Annotated in this window: 19 protein-coding genes; 12 read left to right on the top strand and 7 right to left on the bottom strand. The window is 66.3% G+C overall.

Annotation, left to right across the window (positions count from 1 at the left end):
* Positions 1 to 145: 145 nt before the first annotated feature.
* Positions 146 to 1,360 (bottom strand): NAD(P)/FAD-dependent oxidoreductase, encoded by a 1,215-nt coding sequence (locus tag J5J86_RS19860; protein WP_209101161.1) that lies wholly within the window; start codon positions 1,358 to 1,360, stop codon positions 146 to 148.
* Positions 1,361 to 1,480: 120 nt separating this feature from the next.
* Between J5J86_RS19860 and J5J86_RS19855 the strand changes: the two genes are divergently transcribed.
* Entirely contained in the window at positions 1,481 to 2,566 is a 1,086-nt protein-coding gene (locus J5J86_RS19855) for a GGDEF domain-containing protein (protein WP_209101158.1), read from the top strand.
* Here the strand turns inward: J5J86_RS19855 and ccrA are convergent, their stop codons facing one another.
* Positions 2,567 to 3,853, bottom strand: a complete 1,287-nt coding sequence (ccrA, locus tag J5J86_RS19850) for a crotonyl-CoA carboxylase/reductase (RefSeq protein ID WP_209101155.1) — start codon at positions 3,851 to 3,853, stop codon at positions 2,567 to 2,569.
* A gap of 197 nt (positions 3,854 to 4,050) precedes the next feature.
* On the opposite strand from ccrA, the gene J5J86_RS19845 reads away from it, so the two are divergent.
* On the top strand, positions 4,051 to 4,290 hold the full coding sequence (locus J5J86_RS19845; RefSeq protein WP_209101152.1) for a GlsB/YeaQ/YmgE family stress response membrane protein: 240 nt from the start codon (positions 4,051 to 4,053) through the stop codon (positions 4,288 to 4,290).
* A gap of 95 nt (positions 4,291 to 4,385) precedes the next feature.
* Positions 4,386 to 6,359 carry a protein meaA gene (locus J5J86_RS19840; protein WP_209101149.1) on the top strand — a complete coding sequence of 658 codons (1,974 nt, stop codon included), beginning with the start codon at positions 4,386 to 4,388 and terminating at the stop codon, positions 6,357 to 6,359.
* Between the two features lie 62 nt (positions 6,360 to 6,421).
* Here the strand turns inward: J5J86_RS19840 and J5J86_RS19835 are convergent, their stop codons facing one another.
* The 3 genes from J5J86_RS19835 to J5J86_RS19825 form a co-directional block, all read right to left on the bottom strand.
* Complete coding sequence (locus J5J86_RS19835; protein ID WP_209101146.1) at positions 6,422 to 7,117, bottom strand: phytochelatin synthase family protein; 696 nt, start codon at positions 7,115 to 7,117, stop codon at positions 6,422 to 6,424.
* Between the two features lie 188 nt (positions 7,118 to 7,305).
* Entirely contained in the window at positions 7,306 to 9,108 is a 1,803-nt protein-coding gene (locus tag J5J86_RS19830) for a TRAP transporter large permease (protein WP_209105465.1), read from the bottom strand.
* Between the two features lie 130 nt (positions 9,109 to 9,238).
* Positions 9,239 to 9,862, bottom strand: a complete 624-nt coding sequence (locus J5J86_RS19825; RefSeq protein WP_209101143.1) for a TRAP transporter small permease subunit — start codon at positions 9,860 to 9,862, stop codon at positions 9,239 to 9,241.
* Between the two features lie 409 nt (positions 9,863 to 10,271).
* Here J5J86_RS19825 and J5J86_RS19820 point away from each other — a divergent pair, with 409 nt between their 5' ends.
* The 3 genes from J5J86_RS19820 (at position 10,272) to J5J86_RS19810 (ending at position 12,112) form a co-directional block, all read left to right on the top strand.
* On the top strand, positions 10,272 to 10,427 hold the full coding sequence (locus J5J86_RS19820; protein WP_209101140.1) for a DUF5993 family protein: 156 nt from the start codon (positions 10,272 to 10,274) through the stop codon (positions 10,425 to 10,427).
* An 8-nt stretch (positions 10,428 to 10,435) separates the two neighbouring features.
* A complete protein-coding gene (locus J5J86_RS19815; protein WP_209101136.1) occupies positions 10,436 to 10,996 on the top strand; it encodes a disulfide bond formation protein B in 561 nt (186 codons plus the stop codon).
* Between the two features lie 129 nt (positions 10,997 to 11,125).
* The gene (locus J5J86_RS19810) at positions 11,126 to 12,112 is read left to right on the top strand and encodes a DMT family transporter (RefSeq protein ID WP_209101133.1); all 987 of its coding nucleotides are present in this window, start codon (positions 11,126 to 11,128) and stop codon (positions 12,110 to 12,112) included.
* A 10-nt stretch (positions 12,113 to 12,122) separates the two neighbouring features.
* On the opposite strand, the gene J5J86_RS24570 is transcribed toward J5J86_RS19810, so the two are convergent.
* Positions 12,123 to 12,245: a hypothetical protein gene (locus J5J86_RS24570; protein WP_256437035.1), complete on the bottom strand. Its 123-nt coding sequence runs from the start codon at positions 12,243 to 12,245 to the stop codon at positions 12,123 to 12,125.
* A 548-nt stretch (positions 12,246 to 12,793) separates the two neighbouring features.
* On the opposite strand from J5J86_RS24570, the gene J5J86_RS19805 reads away from it, so the two are divergent.
* Positions 12,794 to 13,195: a response regulator gene (locus J5J86_RS19805; RefSeq protein ID WP_209101130.1), complete on the top strand. Its 402-nt coding sequence runs from the start codon at positions 12,794 to 12,796 to the stop codon at positions 13,193 to 13,195.
* A complete protein-coding gene (locus J5J86_RS19800) occupies positions 13,192 to 13,602 on the top strand; it encodes a response regulator (RefSeq protein ID WP_209101128.1) in 411 nt (136 codons plus the stop codon). Before J5J86_RS19805 ends, J5J86_RS19800 begins: the two co-directional genes overlap by 4 nt.
* A 17-nt stretch (positions 13,603 to 13,619) precedes the next feature.
* On the opposite strand, the gene glmM is transcribed toward J5J86_RS19800, so the two are convergent.
* The gene (glmM, locus tag J5J86_RS19795) at positions 13,620 to 14,963 is read right to left on the bottom strand and encodes a phosphoglucosamine mutase (protein ID WP_209101120.1); all 1,344 of its coding nucleotides are present in this window, start codon (positions 14,961 to 14,963) and stop codon (positions 13,620 to 13,622) included.
* A gap of 222 nt (positions 14,964 to 15,185) precedes the next feature.
* Between glmM and J5J86_RS19790 the strand changes: the two genes are divergently transcribed.
* The 4 genes from J5J86_RS19790 to J5J86_RS19775 all read left to right on the top strand — a co-directional run bounded on the left by J5J86_RS19790 (position 15,186) and on the right by J5J86_RS19775 (position 19,570).
* Complete coding sequence (locus tag J5J86_RS19790) at positions 15,186 to 16,187, top strand: adenosine kinase (protein WP_209101119.1); 1,002 nt, start codon at positions 15,186 to 15,188, stop codon at positions 16,185 to 16,187.
* Positions 16,184 to 17,518, top strand: a complete 1,335-nt coding sequence (locus J5J86_RS19785; RefSeq protein WP_247657720.1) for an ATP-dependent DNA helicase — start codon at positions 16,184 to 16,186, stop codon at positions 17,516 to 17,518. The genes J5J86_RS19790 and J5J86_RS19785 overlap by 4 nt, the downstream gene beginning before the upstream one ends.
* A 66-nt stretch (positions 17,519 to 17,584) precedes the next feature.
* The gene (locus J5J86_RS19780; RefSeq protein WP_209101118.1) at positions 17,585 to 18,235 is read left to right on the top strand and encodes a hypothetical protein; all 651 of its coding nucleotides are present in this window, start codon (positions 17,585 to 17,587) and stop codon (positions 18,233 to 18,235) included.
* 159 nt (positions 18,236 to 18,394) lie between these two features.
* The gene (locus tag J5J86_RS19775; protein WP_209101117.1) at positions 18,395 to 19,570 is read left to right on the top strand and encodes a phosphoserine transaminase; all 1,176 of its coding nucleotides are present in this window, start codon (positions 18,395 to 18,397) and stop codon (positions 19,568 to 19,570) included.
* Positions 19,571 to 19,736: the final 166 nt, after the last annotated feature.

Raw genomic sequence — 19,736 nt, 5'->3', positions numbered from 1 at the left:
TGATAGAGAACGCGTGATCCGATCAGATGGCGAGGCCATCTGATCGGCGCATGCTCTTGAGCATTTCCGAGGAAGGGGCGACCGGGTCGCGTGAAATAAAGGTTCAGCGATTCCATGAAAAGCGGAAATGCCCTAAAAGAGCCGGTCAGGCGGCGCGATTGAGATGGGCCAGCACGCCCTCTGCCGCCGCAAGGCCGGTGGCAAAGCAGGCCTGCAGCAAATAGCCCCCCGTGGGCGCCTCCCAGTCCAGCATCTCGCCGCAGGCAAAGACGCCGGGCACGGCGCGCAGCATGAAGCGGTCATCCACCCCGTCCCACGCAATGCCACCGGCACTGGAAATGGCGCGCTCCAGTCCACAGGTCCCGGTCACCGCGATGGGCACGGCCTTGATGCGGGCAGCCAGCGCGGAAGCGCCTGGCGGCAGTGCCCCCGCCTCGCGCAAAAGGCACGCCGCCACGGGCGAGAGGCCCGCCCCCTTGCGCAGGCGGTTGGCGAGCGAATAGCGCTCAGGCACCGCCTCCAGCTTGGCCGCCAGTTGGGCCACGTCGAGGTCGGGGCGCAGGTCGACGGTGATCTGGGCGGGGCCACCTGCCTCCAGCGCCGTCCGCACGGCAGCGGAGAGCGCATAGACGGCGCCGCCCTCCAGCCCGGTCGAGGTGATGACCGCCTCGCCGCGCACCCGCAGGGCGCCACAGGACAAGGCGATGCGCTTCAGTGGCGCGCCGGCGAAGCGCTGCATGGGAGCGGACCAGTCCAAGACGACGCCCATATTGGCGGGCCGGAACGGCAGGACGGGGACGCCGCGCGCCTGCAGGAGCGGCACCCAGCCTCCATCCGAGCCGAGGCGCGGCCAGGAGGCGCCGCCCAGCGCCAGGAGGGTAGCGGCCGGGCGGACCTCCTCGACGCCATCGGGCGTGGCAAAGCGCAGCGCGCCATCCGCCGCCCAGCCTTCCCAGGCATGGCGCGTCTTCAGCACGACCCCCTGCGCCGCGAGGCGGGCAAGCCAGGCGCGCAGCAAGGGCGAGGCCTTGAAGCTCTTGGGGAAGACCCGGCCGCTGGAGCCGACAAAGGTGGGCTCGCCGAGATCCTCCACGACGGCGCGCAGATCCGAAGGGGGGAAGGCCCGCACAGCCTCAATCAGCGCCGGCGCCTGCGGGGCATAGCGCGACAGGAACAGGTCGAGGGGCTCGGAATGGGTGAGATTGAGCCCGCCGCGCCCAGCCATCAGCAGCTTGCGGGCCGGAGAAGGCAAGCGTTCATAGATGCTTACGGCACAGCCGGCGGCCGCGAGACGCGTGGCGGCCATCAGGCCGGCCGGCCCGGCCCCCACAATGGCCACTGGCGTGCTGAAAGATGTCATCGGGGAGGTTTTTGCCGAGGGCGAGGCCGCATGTCCATCCGGCGTCCCAAGAATTAATAAACCTTATGTGGACGTGGTCCGGTTTTTTTGCCATGTCCATTCTCAACCGAAGGTCGAAGAATGCAACGGGACCTCGCCCAGCAGCGGAACCTTATCGTACGTATTCTCATAGGCACCGGCGTCCTGTGCGTCGTCGGCCTGTGGACGTTCGAATCCGCGGCCGGTCTGCTGTCGGACTATGATCGTCTCGGCTACCCGTTTTTGCTGCTGACCTTTTCAGTCAGCCTCATGATCTTGCTCGCGGCGCCGCGACATCACCATCTTGCGGAGCGCCTATCCTATTTCGGATTTGCGCTCTATTGCGTCTGCTCCATCCAGTTCTTCAACACGCTGGCGGAAGAGTCACGCATCTATACCATTGCCAATACCCTGCAATGGATGACGCTTCTTTACGTGTCGGCCTTTGTTCTGTTCCGGAAGTGGGAAGCCATCAGCGCCGCCGCGGTGGTCTTCGTGCTTTCGGCGCTTTCCATGTGGCTGCTTTTCATCCGCGGCCATCTGGACAGCTGGGACATCGCCTACAACTCGCTGATGGTGAACGCCTATGTGGTGCACCTTCTGATCCTGATCTCGCTCTCCCTCCTCACCTTCACCCAGCATGCCTTCGACCGCATGCGGAACGAGACCAAGGTGCTGGAGGACGCGGCGCTGACCGATCCGCTCACCGGCGTGGTCAACCGGCGCGGCCTGGAGCGGCTTTTGAAAGAGCATGCGGCCGCCCCCGGCCGTCCCATGGCGCTCATCCTGTTGGACATGGACAATTTCAAGGGGGTCAATGACAGCCAGGGCCACGTCTTCGGCGACCATGTGCTGCGCACCATCGTCGACCGTCTGCGCACCTCCCTGCGCGGGGCGGACGTGATCGGCCGCTGGGGTGGGGACGAATTCCTGGTCCTGGCCACCAATGCCTCGCCAGACGAGGCCTGCATGCTGGCGGACCGGCTGCGCCGCGCGGCCTCCGATCTTCCGGAAACCGCGTCCGGCGGCGTCACCTTGAGTGCCGGCGTCATGCTGTGGGACGGCACCGGAGGGCCCGAAGAAGCGCTCCGGTGCGTGGATGATGCCCTTTATGCCGCCAAGCAGGGCGGCAGGGACCGGACCGTCCTGGGGCGTCCCAGGGGACGCCCGGTACGGTCCGTGACCTGATCAGCCCTCGGCGCACGCCTCAAGCACGTCGTCGAACGTGCGCAGGCCCGTGCGGGGCGCGTTCACCAGCACCGCCATGTTGCCGGGCGCATGCTGGTTCTTCCACATCTTGGTGTGCGCCTGGGGGATGCGATCCCACGGGAACACTTCCGACATGCACGGGTCCACGCGCCGGTCGATGATGAACTGATTGGCGCCCGAGGCCTGCTTGAGGTGCGCGAAATGGGACCCCTGGATACGCTTCTGGCGCATCCACACATAGCGTGCATCGAAGGTGATGTTGAAGCCGGTGGTCCCGGCGCAGAACACGATCATGCCGCCGCGCTTGCCCACCAGGGTGGAGACCGGGAAGGTGCTCTCGCCCGGATGCTCGAACACAATATCCACGTCGCGCTTGCCGGTGATTTCCCAGATGGCCTTGCCGAACTTGCGGGCTTCCTTCAGCCACTCATTATATTCGGGTGAGTTGACCTTGGGCAGCTGGCCCCAGCAATTGAACTCCTTGCGGTTGATGACGCCCTTGGCGCCGAGGCCGAGCACATAGTCGCGCTTGGTCTCGTCCGAGATGACGCCGATCACATGGGCGCCGGAAGCGGCCGCAAGCTGGACGCCGAACACGCCGAGGCCGCCCGAGGCCCCCCACACCAGCACGTAGTCCCCCGGCTTCACCGTGTGCGGGGGATGGCCGAACAGCATGCGATAGGCGGTGGCGAGGGTGAGCGTGTAGCAGGCGCTCTCTTCCCAGGTCAGGTGCTTGGGCCGCGGCATGAGCTGGCGGGCCTGCACGCGGCAGAACTGGGCAAAGGAGCCATCGGGGGTCTCATAGCCCCAGATGCGCTGGGACGGCGAGAACATGGGGTCGCCGCCATTGCACTCTTCGTCGTCGCCATCATCCTGGTTGCAGTGCACGACCACTTCGTCGCCCACCTTCCAGCGGGTGACCTTGGGGCCCACCGCCCAGACGATGCCGGAAGCATCCGAGCCCGCCACATGGAAGGGCGCCTTGTGCACGTCGAACGGCGAGATGGGCTGGCCGAGGCCGGCCCAGATGCCGTTATAGTTCACGCCGGCCGCCATCACGAGCACCAGCACATCGGTCTCGCCCAAAGTCCATGTGGGCACAACTTCAACCTGGAAGGACTCCTCCGGCGGCCCATGGCGCTCGCGGCGGATGGTCCAGGCATACATGTTGGCCGGCACATGGCCCAGCGGCGGGATCTCACCCAGTTCGTAAAGATCCTTGAGAGCAGTCGCTTGAGGCGCGCTCGCCGTCGCTGTCTGGCCCATAGCGTCTCGTCCTTCCTCTTCGATGTTCGGGCCGTTTCGGCCGCATGCATTTCGCACCGCAGCGTAGCAGAGAAAAACGCCCTGGCGAGCCCCCCTCTTTAGGTGGGTTGTAACTTCGCTGCCTGCCATTCCAGGGTCAAAGACCGGCGCTAGACAGGGGCCCACGTGGCCGTCGGCTGAGGCAAGGGGGCAAGGACATGGGTGCGCTGATCGGAATGCTGCTTGTGGGCGCCGTCGCGGGCTGGCTGGCGGGCCAGATCTTTCGCGGTGGCGGGTTCGGCCTATGGGGCAACATCGCGGTGGGCGTGATCGGCGCGCTGATCGGCGGCTTCCTGTTCGGCAATGTCTTCATCGTCGGCGGCATCATCGGGCGCATCATCTGCGCCACGGTAGGCGCGGTGATCCTCCTATTCGCCATAAGTCTTGTGAAGCGCTGAGCTGAAGCTGCCGCCGGCGACAAGATTCCCGTCGACGACCGGCGCGTTGCAGCGCACATTATGCAATGCGACGTTGTGCAAACGAGGATGGGATCATGGCCACCCGCGACAAACCCTGGCTGTTCCGCACGTATGCGGGACACTCCACCGCCGCGGAGTCCAACAAGCTCTACCGCTCCAATCTCGCCAAGGGCCAGACGGGCCTTTCGGTCGCCTTCGACCTGCCGACCCAGACCGGCTATGACAGCGACCATCCTCTGGCGCGGGGCGAGGTGGGCAAAGTGGGCGTGCCCATCTCCCATCTCGGCGACATGCAGACCCTGTTCGACGGCATCCCGCTTGCCGACATGAACACGTCCATGACCATCAATGCTTGCGCCGCCTGGCTGCTGTCGCTCTATATTGCGACCGCCGACGCGCAGGGCGCCGACCGCACCAAGCTGAACGGCACCACCCAGAACGACATCATCAAGGAATATCTCTCGCGCGGGACCTATGTGTTCCCGCCGGCGCCTTCCATGCGGCTGACCAAGGACGTGATCCTGTTCACCACCAGTCAGCTGCCGCGCTGGAACCCCATGAATGTGTGCTCCTACCACCTGCAGGAGGCGGGGGCGACGCCGGTGCAGGAGCTGGCGTTCGCGCTCGCCAATGCCATCGCCATCCTCGACACGGTCAAGCGCTCGGGCGAGGCGGAAGGGCCGGTGTTCGGCGAGGTGGTGGGCCGCATCTCCTTCTTCGTGAATGCGGGCATGAAATTCATCACCGAGATGTGCAAGATGCGCGCCTTCGTGGATCTGTGGGACGAGATCTGCGTGGAGCGCTACGGCATCACGGACACCAAGCAGAAGCTGTTCCGCTATGGCGTGCAGGTCAATTCGCTGGGACTGACCGAGCAGCAGCCGGAAAACAACGTCTACCGCATCCTCATCGAGATGCTGGCGGTGACCCTCTCCAAGAAGGCCCGCGCGCGCGCCGTGCAATTGCCGGCCTGGAACGAGGCGCTCGGCCTGCCCCGCTCCTTCGACCAGCAATGGTCGCTGCGCATGCAGCAGGTGGTGGCCTATGAGACCGACCTGCTGGAATATGGCGACATTTTCGACGGATCGGTGGAAATCGCCCGCAAGGTGCAAGAGCTGAAGGAAGAGGCACGCGCCGAGCTCGCGCGCATCGAGGCCATGGGCGGGGCCGTGGCGGCGGTGGAAAATTCATACATGAAGCAGGCGCTGGTGGAATCCAACACCCGCCGCCTGGAGGCCATCGAGCAGGGCGACCAGGTGGTGGTGGGCGTCAATCGCTGGACCGAGACCGAGCCCTCCCCGCTCACCACCGGTGAAGGCGCCATCCTCACCGTGCCCGAACATGTGGAGCCCGAGCAGATCGAGCGCCTCAAGGCCTGGCGGGCCGCCCGCGACGGCGCGGCGGTGGACAAGGCGCTGGCCGAGCTGAAGAGCGCGGCCCAGGAAGGCCGCAACATCATGGAGCCCTCCATCGCCTGCGCCAAGGCGGGCGTCACCACCGGCGAATGGGGCACCTGCCTGCGCGAGGTCTTCGGGGAATATCGCGCCCCCACCGGTGTGGGCCGCGCCGCTCGCACGGAAACCCAGGGCCTCGACGAGGTCCGCAAGGATGTGGAAGCGGTGTCGGCCAAGCTCGGCCGCCGCATCAAGTTCCTGGTGGGCAAGCCGGGCCTCGACGGCCATTCCAACGGCGCCGAGCAGATCGCCGTGCGCGCCCGCGACTGCGGCATGGAAGTGGTCTATGAGGGCATCCGCCTCACCCCGGCGGAGATCGTGAACGCGGCGCTCGAGGAGAGCGTCCATGTGATCGGCCTGTCCATACTGTCCGGCTCCCATGTGCCGCTCGTGCGCGACGTGATGGAGCGCCTGCGGGCCGAGGGCATGGACGACGTGCCGGTGGTGGTGGGCGGCATCATCCCGCCGGAAGACGAGATCCAGCTCAAGGGCTTCGGGGTGGCGGCAGTCTATACGCCGAAGAATTTCGAGCTGAACCGCATCATGGCGGACATCGTCTCCATCGTGGACCGGGAAGCCCAGAAGGCGGCCTGAGCCATCCGTCTGGTCCGGGCGCGGCAAACGCCCGGACTTCTTTGCTTCGGACCGGACGCGGCCTATTTCCGGACGATGATATAACCGCGCGACTTGTGCACGGAGGTGTCTTCCGTGTTCATGGCCGCGAACAGCCGCTCGGCGGGGATCCAGCTGGGCGGCAGCTTGTAGCGGGCCACGTCCAGGAACAGGAAGGCATCCGCCTCCGCATTATAGGCGGCGATGGGCGAGAAATGCCCGCCCCCCTCCTGGCCGAGCGTCTGCCGGAAGACATTCACCAGCAACACCGCATTCTCGTCCGCCAGCGCCTTGCGCGCGGCCGTGCGGAAGCCGGCAAGATCGGTATCCCGCGCATGCACCGCCTCCGCCTTGGCCCCGGCGGCGGTGAGCAGGCGGGTCAGTTCCTCCAGTGTCAGGCCCTGCGACTGGACGGCGAGCACCGGCTTCACCTCCAGCACCGCGCGGCTGAAAATGTTCTGCTGGTCCCAATATTCGTAAGGATACCATTGCGGCGCGAGCGGCGGCGCCACGCGCAACGCGTTGAGCGCCATGACCGCCGATGCCACGCCGCAGAAGGCCTGATTCTGCTCGGACACGAAGGCGGACATCAACGGCCAGAAGCCGGCCTTCTCGCTCGCGGTGTCGAACAGCCGGGCACTCTGCGGGGACGGCACATAGACCAGCGCATCGCCCGCATGAGCCGGGCCAGCCAGCGCCAGTGCCAGGAGTGCGGCGCATACACGAAGATGCAGTTTCATGGCCCCCAGAGCTCCCGCCTGCGGGCGCCGGGCAGCGCGCCATGCCGCGTGCCGTCCCGTCCCCGCTACCTTCAGTCAAGCTCGTGATAGGAAGCGGCAGGGGCGAGGGCAACGGCACAAAAGCGCAGCATGCGGGAAACACTGCCGGAGGGTGGCCCGGCCGGGCGCGGGGCGCGGCCGGCCGTTCGTCAGAACTTCAGTTCCGGTGGCGGCAGGTCGCTGGCGGGCGGAGCCAGGCTGTCGAACTGCTGCTGCACGGCGTTTTGGTCGAGCTGAACGCCGCCGCTCTTATAGTGGGTGACCATGCCCGGGAAGATGATGACCAGGGCCACCATGAGCAGCTGGATGAAGACGAAGGGCACAGCACCCCAATAGATCTGGCCCGTCGTCACCGGCTCCATGCGCTTGCCCGTAATCTTGTCCAAATACGGCACCTTGGGGGCGACGGAGCGCAGGAAGAACAGGGCGAAGCCGAACGGCGGATGCATGAACGAGGTCTGCATGTTCACCGCCAGGATGACGCCGAACCAGATCAGATCGATGCCCAGCTTGTCGGCGGCGGGGCCCAGCAGCGGGATGATGATGAAGGCCAGCTCGAAATAATCGAGGAAGAAGGCCAGGAAGAAGACCAGGATGTTGACCACGATCAAAAAGCCGGCCTGGCCGCCGGGCATGGAGACCAGCAGCTCTTCCACCCATTTGTGCCCGTCCACGCCGTAGAAGGTCAGCGAGAAGACGCGCGCGCCCAGCAGGATGAACAGCACAAAGGCGGACAGCTTGGCGGTGGAATAGGTGGCCTGCCGCAACAGGTCGAACTTCAGCCGCCCGCGTCCGAGAGCCAGCAGCAGCGCGCCCACCGAGCCCATGGCGCCGCCTTCCGTCGGCGTGGCGACGCCGATGAAGATGGTGCCCAGCACCAGGAAGATCAGCGCCAGTGGCGGCACCATCACGAAGATGACCTGCTCGGCCAGGCGCGAAAGCAGGTTGAGGCGCGCCACCTTGTTGATGACCGCCACCACGAAGGCAAGGCCCACCGTGATGGACATGGCCAGCACCACATAATCGGCGCCGAACTTCACCGTCGTGCTGTTCATCAGGAAGATGGAGGCGGCAATCGCCAATGCCAGCGCAATGAAGAGCGAAGCGGTCAGCAGCCGCGCCGCACCCGCGAGGATGAAGAACAGCACCACGAAGGAGACCACGCCCCACACCGCCAGATTGGCGATGCCAGGGATGAAGCCCGCGGTCAGTGCCGGCAGCGAACCGGTGAGGATGAGGAAGGTAAAGCCGGCGGCGGCGATTGCCCCCAGCACACGGGTGGGCAGATGACGCTGCTCCGGATCGCGCAGGGTCTGCGCCTCCAGCGGCAGGCCGGGCGCCGCGCTCGGGAAGAAGGTGGAGACGATGAAGATGTAGCCCGCATACAGGCAGGAGAGCAGCAGACCCGGGATGAAGGCGCCCGTATACATGTCGCCCACCGACCGGTTCAACTGGTCGGCCATGACGATGAGCACGAGCGAGGGCGGGATGATCTGGGCCAGCGTGCCGGAGGCCGCGATCACGCCCGAGGCGACGCGCCGGTCATAGCCGTAGCGCAGCATGATGGGCAGCGAGATGAGGCCCATGGAGATGACCGAGGCGGCCACGACCCCGGTGGTCGCCGCCAGCAGCGCGCCCACGAAGATGACCGCATAGGCAAGGCCGCCGCGGATGGAGCCGAACACCTGGCCGATGGTGTCCAGGAGATCCTCCGCCATGCCGGAGCGCTCCAGGATCAGGCCCATGAAGGTGAAGAAGGGCACCGCCAGGAGCACTTCGTTGTTCATGGTGCCATAGACGCGCTCGGGCAGCGCCTGGAGGAAGTCGGGCCGGAACAGGCCGAGTTCGATGCCGATGAGGCCGAACAGCAGGCCGTTGGCGGCCAGCGCGAAGGCGACGGGATAGCCCAGCAGCAGGAACACCACCAAAGCGGCGAACATGATCGGCGCCATATTGTGGGTGAACCAGCCGCGGAAGCCGGGCTCGGCGGCAAGCGCGAAGTCGCTCGATACGGCAAACAGCAGGGCGGCAGCGGCGAGGATCGCGCCGATCTTGGCGATGCGGTTCATGAGGGCCTCCCGCTCAGGACTTGTGGTTGCCGGCGGGAGCGCCGGTGCCATCGAGGGTCGGGGCATCCGCCAGAAGCCGGTCCACCTCCGCCGCCAGCGCGCCATGGCTGCCGGCATTGTCGTGGGGGTCTTCCATCTTGCCGGTGATGATGGCGATCCGCTTGATGAGTTCGGAAATGGCCTGGATGAACAGCAGGGCAAACCCGATGGGCACCAGCATCTTGGCGGGCCATTGGGGCAGGCCGCCCGCATTCAGCGACTGCTCGTCGATGCGATAGGAGTTCAGGAAGAACGGCCACGACGTGACCAGCATCACGATCGTGAAGGGCAGCAGGAAGAAGATGTGGCCGAAAATGTCGATGCCGTCGCGCACCTTCTTTGGCAGCCGGAAGCTGATGATGTCGATGCGGATATGTTCGTTGTCCATCAGCGTCCAGGGCGAGCAGAACAGGAACACCGCCGCGAACAGCACCCATTGAAGCTCAAGCCACGAATTGGAACTGGCGTCGAACACTTTTCGGATGATGGCGTTGAGGGCGGAGACGAGCACCGCCACCACGATGAGCCAGGCCACCGACTTGCCGATGCGCGCATTCACGGCATCGATCGCTCGGCTGAGCGCGAGCAGAAAGTTCATGACGCAACCCCTCGGCGCGGTTTCCGTTTCACACGGAGGTCTCATTGGATGGACCTCCATTGGCCGCGCAACATACGTGGCCGGCATTGCCTTTCAAGTCCGAAACGGCGCGGGAGCTGGATTTACCGCTCTTTAGACGCCCCCCCTACGCCTTTCGTCTAAGGTCGCGCAGCGCGCGGCCAGCCGTCAGGCCGCCGGAGCGGCGCGGATGCCTGCCTTTCAGGCGCAGATGCGTCCGTGCCCAGCCCGAAGGCAGGGCCGGATCGGTTGGGCCCGCCGCAGCGATGGGGCTCAAGCTCTGCAGAATTTGCGTAACGAGACTGAGAATATTCCAGGCTAGACTTTGCTCGAATCGCCTCCCTTCGGCCTGCCCGAGGCGAGAAGGCGTGCAGGATCGAGGACCCCGCCCATGATGTCCCTGCCCTTCTTCGGCATGTGCCTCGCCTTCATCCTTGTGATGGCGGGACGGCGCCTGGCTTCCATCGTCGTCTTCACCTTTTCGTTCGCGGTGCTGCTGGTCCTGTTCAGGATGCACGCCACCGACGCGCTCAATCTGAACCTGTGAGCGCGTCCATGAGCCCGAGCCTCTCCCGTGCATTGAACGCGCTTGGCCTGATCGCCATATGTGCGGTGCTCGCCTTCGCCTTTGCCGACCAGTTCCTGAAGCACGACCTACCCTGCCCGCTCTGCCTGCTCCAGCGCGGCGGCTTCGTGCTGGCGGGCTTCGGCCTGGCGCTCAACATCAAGTTCGGCCCGCGCCCCAGCCATTATGGTCTGGTCATCCTGGCCTCTTTCGGCGGCGGCGGGATCGCCACGCGCCAGGTGCTGCTGCACCTGCTGCCGGGCACAGGCAGCTATGGCGATGCCTTTGCGGGCCTGCATTTCTACACCTGGGCGGACATCATCTTCATTCTCATCGGCATCGGCTCGGCGCTCATGCTGCTGTTCGACCGCCAGTTCGAGGATAGCGACCTGCCCGCCGCGCGGATTACGGGCCTCGGGCTGTTCGCGCTTGCGCTCGCAGTGCTGATCGCCTTCGCCAACGGGGTATCCACGGTCGCCGAATGCGGCGGTGGGCTGTGCCCGGACAACCCCACCTCCTATCAGTTGCTCACCCCCGCGCCGGCGCGCTGAGGGAGCTTTGTCCCATCGCGGCGGTCCCGGCTTCGGCCCGGCCGCCACCCAGCCCGTGATGCGCGGCGCCGTGGCGCGCCGTCAGGCCCGCAAGCCGGGCCTTGAGATCGCGGGAACCCGGATCCGACCATGTCTGCTTCCCTGCCCTTCCGCATCCTCCGGCGCCTGACCGACGCGCCCTATGTGCTGCTCTCCGCCACCGCCTTCCTGTGGGCGGCCAACATGGTGCTGGGGCGGTACGTGGCCGGACATATTCCACCCATCACGCTGTCCACCTTGCGCTGGAGCGGAGCCACCTTGATCCTCCTGCCCTTCGCGTGGCGGCAATTGGTGGCGGATGCGCCGGTGATCCGGCGCTCGCTGCCGGCCCTCGTCATGCTGGCGGCGGCCGGCATCGCCTCCTACAACGCCCTGTCCTATTACGGCCTGCAATATACGGAGGCGCTGCACGGCGTGCTGCTGCAGTCGGTCTCGCCGCTGCTGATCGCCGTGTGGAGCCTGATGCTGTTCAAGGACCGCATCACACGGGGCCAGGGGATCGGCATCCTGGTCTCGTTCGTGGGCGTGATCATCATCATCAGCCGTGGCGACCTGGACGTGCTTGTCCACCTCCAGCCCAATGTGGGGGATCTGTGGATCCTCTTCGCGCTGGTGATCTACGCGCTCTATGCGGCGATCCTGCGCCTACGCCCGCCCATGCGGCAGCTCTCATTCCTGGCCACCATCATGGCGCTGGGCTCGCTGATGCTCATGCCCTTCGCGCTCTGGGAGGCGGCAGCGGGTCACCATTTGATCTGGGACAGCCTGACCATCTGGACGCTGCTGTTCGTGATGACCGGGCCTTCGCTGGTGGCCTATCTGTTCTTCAACCGCGGGGTGGAACTGGTGGGCGCCAACCGGGCCGCCCCCTTCTTCCATCTCATGCCGGTGTTCGGCTCGGTCCTGGCCGTGCTGTTCCTGGGCGAGGCCTTCGAGTGGTATCACGGCCTGGGCTACGCCCTGGTGCTCGCGGGCATCTTCACCGCCACCCGCTCCGCCAAGGGAGGCAAAAAGGGAGGCGAAAAGGGCGCGCAGGTGGAAAAGACGCCCGGGCCGGGGCCCGGGCGACAGGACTAGACGGCGTCGGTCAGACGCCGCGGAACACCGGCTTGCGCTTCTCCAGGAAGGCGTTGATGCCTTCCTCATAATCGGCGCTCTCATAGACCTCGCGGCGCATCTCCTGGATGCGCTCGAACACCTGTGCGGCCACCGGCTGCCGCGCGGCAATTCGCGGATGTCGTGGCCGGCGGACCAGACCTTCAGGCCGGGAGCCGGGCGCAGGATCACCGCGCGCAGCTTCTGATCCTGGAAGTCCTTGATCGCTCCGATCACCGCATCCAGTCGGGTCGCGCTCAGGGCGTTGCGATGGGCGATATTGTTCAGCGGGATGGTGCCAACCCCGCCCTCCACCTTGGTGAGGACCATGAGGATCCCCCCTCGCAGAGGGGCGTAGGTCGGGACGGAGCCAGGTCAGACACGAGGGTGTTCCCCTTTATGGCTGCCGCAACAAGGAAGGTCCGGCCTCTGGTCGCCCTCAGAAAACCGTCAGCTTTGGGCGCTTCGTCTCACGTCCCGGACGAGAGAGAAGAACCGCAGCATCTTGAGTTTGGCCACAGTGGCAAATCAGCGAGCTGACATCATTCAAAAAAGATGCGCCCATCCCGAGGCAGGTATAGAGGTATTAAAATACAAATGGCGCCGAGTGGAACCTCCAGCGTTGCCGGGACGTTCTAGTGGCCGAGTGCGGGGAGATTCAGGATGCAAATGGCAGACCGGGCCACTGACCCGTCACCTGTGCCGGTGACCATTTTGATCGTCGAAGACGAGGCCCTGGTCCGCCTGGTACTGTCCGAGGCCCTACGGGACGCTGGAATGCGGGTTGTGGAGGCTGCCACGGCCGAGGAGGCGGAGGCGGCACTGAGGGCGGGCCTGCAAGTGGACCTCGTCTTCACCGACGTGCGCATGCCCGGTTCCTATGACGGGCTCGAACTGGCGCGTCGGATCAAGCGCGAACGCGCCGATCTGCCCATCCTGGTCACATCCGGCCATCTCGACGCGGAAAGCGTGCGGCCGATCGCGGTGTTCCTGCCCAAGCCCTACGTGCTCGACGACGTGCTTTCCACCATTTCTTCGCTGCTGAAACGGAGCGCAAGCCTATGAGAGCTGACGACCCGCAGAAAGACGACCGGCCCGGCATCCTGATCGTGGATGCCGACGTGGTGGTGCGGCACGTGCTTGCGGAATATCTGCGTGCCTGCGGCTATCTGGTGGCCGAGGCGGTGAGCGCGGACGAGGCCCTGGACATCCTGGAGCACCAGGGAGAGCGCATGGAGACCGTCCTCGTCGACATGGATGCCCCCGGCTCCCTCACCGGCTTCGGCTTCGTACGCCACCTGCGGGCCACCTATCCCGATCTCACCGTCGTCACCGCCGCGAGCACGGCCAAGGCCGCAGACCAGGCCGCCGACTTATGCGACGAGGGGCCCATGCTGGCCCGCCCCTATCACCCGCAGCAGGTGATGGATGAGATCCGCCGCCTCGTGGCCAAGCGCGAGCGCAATCGGTAGCGGCGCAGGCCCACGCCTCAGGCGGCGACCCGGCGCAGGGCGTCGATGACTTCGTCGACAACATTTTCCACCAGATCCCGGTCGTCGCCCTCCCCCATCACCCGGATCACCGGCTCGGTGCCGGAGGGGCGGATCAGCAGGCGGCCGTGATTGGCGAGGCGCCGTTCCGCATCCGCGATCGCCACCTGCACGTCCTCGTGCTCCAGCGGCGCGCCGGAGCGGTAGCGGACATTCTTGAGGATCTGCGGCAGCGGCTCGAAGCGGTGGCACACTTCCGAAACGGGACGCTCCTGGCGGGCCACCACGGCCAGCACCTGGAGCGCGGCCAGAAGGCCATCCCCGGTGGTGGAATAGTCGGACAGGATGATGTGGCCGGACTGCTCGCCGCCCACATTATATCCATCCGCCCGCATGCGCTCGAGCACGTAACGGTCGCCCACCGAGGTGCGGGCGAGCGAGAGCCCCACATCCTGGAGATAGCGCTCCAGGCCCAGGTTGGACATGACGGTGGCGACAATGCCGTTGCGCGACAGGCGCCCGTCTTCCTTGAAGCTCTCGGCCACCACCGCCATGATCTGGTCGCCATCGACCACATGGCCCTTCTCGTCGATGATCAGCACCCGGTCGGCGTCGCCATCGAGCGCGATGCCGATATCGGCCCGCACTTCGTGCACCTTGGCCGCCAGCGCCGCCGGAGAGGTGGAGCCGACCTCGCGATTGATGTTCATGCCATCCGGCTCGGTGCCGATGGACACCACCTCGGCGCCCAGTTCCCACAGCGCTTCCGGCGCCACGCGATAGGCCGCGCCATTGGCGCAGTCCACCACCACCCGCAGGCCCTCAAAGGACTGGTCGCGCGGCAAGGTGCGCTTGGCATATTCGATATAGCGGGCATGCACGCCTTCCAGGCGCTTGGCGCGGCCGATCTCGGCGGGCTTGGCGAGTTTCCTGGAGAGATCCTGGTCCACCAGCTCCTCGATCTCCTCCTCGATGGAGTCGGAGAGCTTGAAGCCATCGGGCCCGAACAGCTTGATGCCGTTATCGTCGAAGGGATTGTGCGAGGCGGAGATCATCACCCCGAGGTCCGCGCGCATGGAGCGCGTCAGCATGCCCACCGCCGGGGTGGGCACCGGGCCGAGCAGCAACACGTCCATGCCCACGGAGGTGAAGCCGGCCACCAGCGCATTCTCGATCATGTAGCCGGACAGGCGCGTGTCCTTGCCGATCACCACCCGATGCCGGTAGTCGCCACGCCGGAACGCCAGGCCCGCCGCCATGCCCACCCGAAGGGCGAGGTCCGCGGTCAGCGTGCCATTGGCGCGGCCGCGCACGCCGTCGGTTCCGAAATACTTGCGTGCCATGCTTCAAGATCCTTCAACGCAAACGGGCCGCCACCGGCGGCGGACGCGTCCCGCCGGAGGCGGTGCCGCATCCCGGCCATAGAGCGGGAAGGGCGCGGCGGTTTTCAAGTGGAATTTCATCGCAGCGCCCATGGGGTACATTCGGACATTGCCCTGTGCATGCTGCCGGTGCTACGGCCAGGGAAATGGCCTCCCCGCTTTCCTTAAGGACAGAGCGCGCCCGTGACTGCTGATACCCTGCACACCCTCACCATCGGCAATGCGATCGTCGACGTGCTCGCGCAGGCGGAGGAGGACTTCCTCGCCGCCCAGGGCATGCCCAAGGGCTCCATGACCCTGATCGACGAGGCCCGTGCCGAGAGTCTTTATGGCGCCATGGGTCCGGGGATCGAGATTTCCGGCGGTTCGGCGGCCAATACCGCCGCCGGCATCGCCTCGCTCGGCGGCAAGGCGGGCTTCATCGGCCTCGTGAAGGCGGACGGGCTCGGCAAGGTCTTCGCCCATGACATCCGCGCCGCCGGCGTCACCTTCGAGACCGCCGCGGCCGAGGACGGCCCGGCCACCGCGCGCTGCCTCATCCTGGTGACGCCCGATGGCGAGCGCACCATGAACACCTATCTGGGCGCGGCGCAGAACCTCACCCCCGCCGAGATCGACCGCGCCTTGGTGGAGCGGGCGCAGGTGACCTATCTGGAAGGCTATCTGTGGGACCCCCCCCCGGCCAAGGAAGCCTTCCTGGTGGCGGCCGAGATCGCCCATGGCGCCGGCCGCAAGGTGGCGCTGAGCCTGTCCGACGCCTTCTGCGTCGACCGCTATCGCGAGGAGTTCGTGCATCTGCTGCGGACCGGCACGGTGGACCTCGTCTTCTGCAACGAGGCGGAGGTCAAATCGCTCTACCAGACCGCGGACTTCGACGCCGCCCTCGCCCAGTTGCGGGCCGATGCGAAGGAGGCGGTGGTGACCCGCTCCGAGCGCGGCGCGCTCCACGCCACCGCCGGCGCGCTGGTCACCGTGCCCGCGCATCCGGTGAGCCAGATCGTGGACACCACGGGCGCCGGCGACCTGTTCGCCGCCGGCTTCCTGTTCGGCCTCACCACCGGCCGAGACCCGGCCACCAGCCTGCGCCTCGGTGCACTGGCGGCAGCCGAGGTGATCTCCCATATCGGCGCCCGCCCCCAGCGCAAGCTGGTGGACCTGGCGCACGAGGCCGGCCTCGTTTCGTGAGCGTTCCGGCGCAACGCAGCCTCGGCACCGCGGCGGCGCTGGACCATATGGAGGCCGGCGCCAACGTCATCATGGTGCTGGGCGGTGCGGGAACGGGCAAGACGACCTTCCTGCACGAATTGCGCAAACATGCGCGGGGGCGCCAGGTGTTCCTGGCCCCCACGGGGGTGGCTGCCCTGCATCTGGGCGGCCAGACCATCCATTCCTTCTTCGGCATTCCCCCGCGCATCCTCAACCCGGACGAGATCAAGCCGCGCGCCCAGGTGCGCCGGCTCCTGAAGAAGCTCGACCGGCTGGTGATCGACGAGATCTCCATGGTGCGGGCGGACCTCTTGGACACGGTCGACCAGGCACTGCGCCTCTCCCGCGACGATCCCCGCCCCTTTGGCGGCGTCCAGATGGTGCTGGTGGGCGACTTCCTGCAACTCCCCCCCGTGGTGCCCATGGCCGAGCAGGAAATGCTCTCCTACATGGGCTATGAGGGTCCCTTCGCCTTCGACGCCAAGTGCCTGATGGACCAGGACGTGGCCGGCGTGCCCTTCACCATCGTGCACCGCCAGTCGGACCAGGACTTCGTGCGGGTGCTGGGCGATATTCGCCGGGGGGTGGGGCTCGCCGAAGCAGTGGAGGTGCTGAACGAGGCCTGCATGCGGCCCCATCGGCCCGGCGTGCTGCCGGTCATTCTCACCCCCACCAATGCGCGGGCCGAAGCCTATAACCAGCGTGGCCTTGCGGCGCTCGCGGGCGAGCCGCGCGCCTTCGAGGGCGCGCTGAAGGGCGAGTTCGGCCTGGAGGGGGACCGCTTGCCCGTGCCCGAGCGCCTCGTCCTGAAGGCCGGCGCGCGGGTGATGGCGCTGCGCAACGATCCGGCCCGGCGCTGGGTGAACGGCTCTGTGGGCACGGTGCTGTCCATCGGCGCCCACAGCGCCTTGGTGCGACTGGATTCCGGTCCGGCGGTGGAGATTGAGAGCTTCACCTGGGAGCGCATCCGCTATGGCTGGGACGAGCGCACCGGCCGCATCGAGGCGCAGGTGGTGGGGGCCTATACCCAATTGCCGCTCGTTCCCGCCTGGGCCATGACCATGCACAAGGCCCAGGGCCTGACGCTGGAAGACGTGCGCCTCGACTTCGACAGCGGCGCCTTCGCGGCGGGCCAGGCCTATGTGGCCCTCTCCCGCGCCCGCTCCCTGGAGGGCCTGTCCCTCGCCCGCCCGCTGCGCCGCTCCGACATCCGCCACGACCGGCGGGTGGCGCAGTTCATGGCCGCGTTCGAGCGGGACTATCAGATCGCGCCATCCCTCACGCCAGATGGGAATGCGTCGAGAGATTAAGGTCGGCTATGCGCCACCCGCCGGCCATATTATGAAGCGTGCTCTTGCCAGAGGCGATCAAGCCGCATGCATCTGTTTTCCGTTCATGTCGCCAAAGCCGGCGGCACCGCTCTGCGCCATTCGCTCGCCGAGGCATTTGGCGAGCGTCTGCACCTGCAATATGACGACGGGCCCATGAATCCGGCCTCCCTGCGCAACCTCGACCCGGCGCGCAGCGTGGCGGGCCTCTTTCGGCCGCCGGAAGACACCGCCTGCACGCACGGCCACTATCATCCCGGCCGGTTCCGGATCGATCAAGAAGATATTCTCTTCGCCCTGCTGCGCCCTCCGGTAGACAACATCATCTCCATCTACTTCTTCTGGAAGACATTCCGCGCCGAGGGCAATCCGCTGCATGACTACTTCATGCGCGAAGCACTGACCATTCGGGACTTCGCCCGCTTGCCGCTGGTGCGGAGCCTCTATTCCTTCTCCTATTTTGGCGGCTTCGACATGGGACGGTTCGACATCCTGGGAGACTATCGCAATCGCGCCTCGGCCATAGCGCGGCTATCCGCGGCCATCGGGCATCCTTTGGCGAGCGAGGAGCGGTTGAACGTGACAGCTCCCTCGGAGGAACGTCAGGCCGTGGAGGCCGACGAAGCCTTGAAGGCGGACCTGCGAGACATCCTGATCGAGGACATCCGTTTCTTCGAGCGACACGCGGAAGGGCGCTGACGCCACGCCGAACCGCGCTTGCCCAAAGCGCAGGCGTTTTCGCGATCCTGTGACGCCAAGCTGTGCAACTGACCCTTGCATCGGCGCCTTAACGGGCCTATCCCCATTGGCGGGACACCTCCCCCCAACGGGAGGCGCCCATCTGTAAGGATGGATCACATGACGATGCATGATGCCCCGGCCCACCGTCCGGAGAATCCCAATTTCTCGTCCGGCCCCTGCGCCAAGCGCCCCGGCTGGACTCTCGATGCGCTGCGCGACGCGCCGCTCGGCCGTTCCCACCGGGCCAAGGTGGGCAAGGTCAAGCTGAAGGAAGCCATCGACCTCACCCGCGACGTGCTGGACGTCCCCGCCGACTATCGCATCGGCATCGTGCCCGCCTCCGACACCGGCGCTGTGGAGATGGCGCTGTGGTCACTCTTGGGCGAGCGTCCCGTCGACATGCTGGCCTGGGAATCCTTCGGCGAAGGCTGGGTGACGGACGTCGTCAAGCAGTTGAAGCTCGCCGATGCCCGCCTGCTGAACGCCCCCTATGGCGAACTGCCCGACCTCTCCCAGGTCGATTTCAGCCATGACGTGGTCTTCACCTGGAATGGCACCACCTCCGGCGTCATGGTGCCGGATGCGGACTGGATCCCGGCCGACCGTCAGGGCCTGACCATCTGCGACGCGACCTCCGCCGCTTTCGCCCAGGCGCTCGACTTCTCCAAGCTCGATGTGGTGACCTTCTCCTGGCAGAAGGTGCTGGGCGGCGAAGCGGCGCACGGCATGCTCATCCTCTCGCCCCGCGCCGTGGCGCGGCTTGAGAGCTATAAGCCGGCCTGGCCGCTGCCGAAGATCTTCCGGCTCACCAAGGGTGGCAGGCTGATCGAAGGCATCTTCGAGGGCGAGACCATCAACACGCCCTCCATGCTGTGCGTGGAAGACTATATCGACGCCCTGCGCTGGGCCCAGTCGGTCGGCGGCCTTGCCGGCCTGAAGGAGCGGTCTAACCGCAATTTCGAGGCCATCGCCCAGTGGGTGCACCGCACCGCTTGGGTGGACTTCCTGGCCAAGGACCCGGTTACCCGTTCCAACACCTCCGTCTGCCTGAAGGTGGTGGACCCGGACGTGACCGGCCTGCCCGCCGACGCGCAGGCGGCCTTTGCCAAGGCCATCGCCTCCGGCCTGGAAAAGGGCGGCATCGCCTATGACATCGGCGCCTATCGCGACGCCCCTCCTGGCCTGCGCATCTGGTGCGGCGCCACGGTGGAGGCCTCGGACGTGGAAGCGCTCACCCACTGGCTCGACTGGGCCTATGGGGTGGCCAAGGCGTCCCTGACCAAGGCGGCCTGACGGGCCCGCCCGCGCGTTTCCCCTCTCCCGCTTGCGGGGGAGGGCTGGGGAGGGGGCGTGTGTTCCCCTCAGGCGCCCCGCCGCATCATCGCGTCCTTCCCCCTCCCAACCCTCCCCCGCAAGCGGGAGAGGGCTTAGAGCATGCGCCGATCAGATTGATTCAATC

Source organism: Aquabacter sp. L1I39, from assembly GCF_017742835.1.
In the GTDB taxonomy this organism is placed as follows: domain Bacteria; phylum Pseudomonadota; class Alphaproteobacteria; order Rhizobiales; family Xanthobacteraceae; genus L1I39.
Note: the sequence above shows the minus strand (reverse complement) of the source record. Positions and strands in the feature narration are given on the sequence as shown.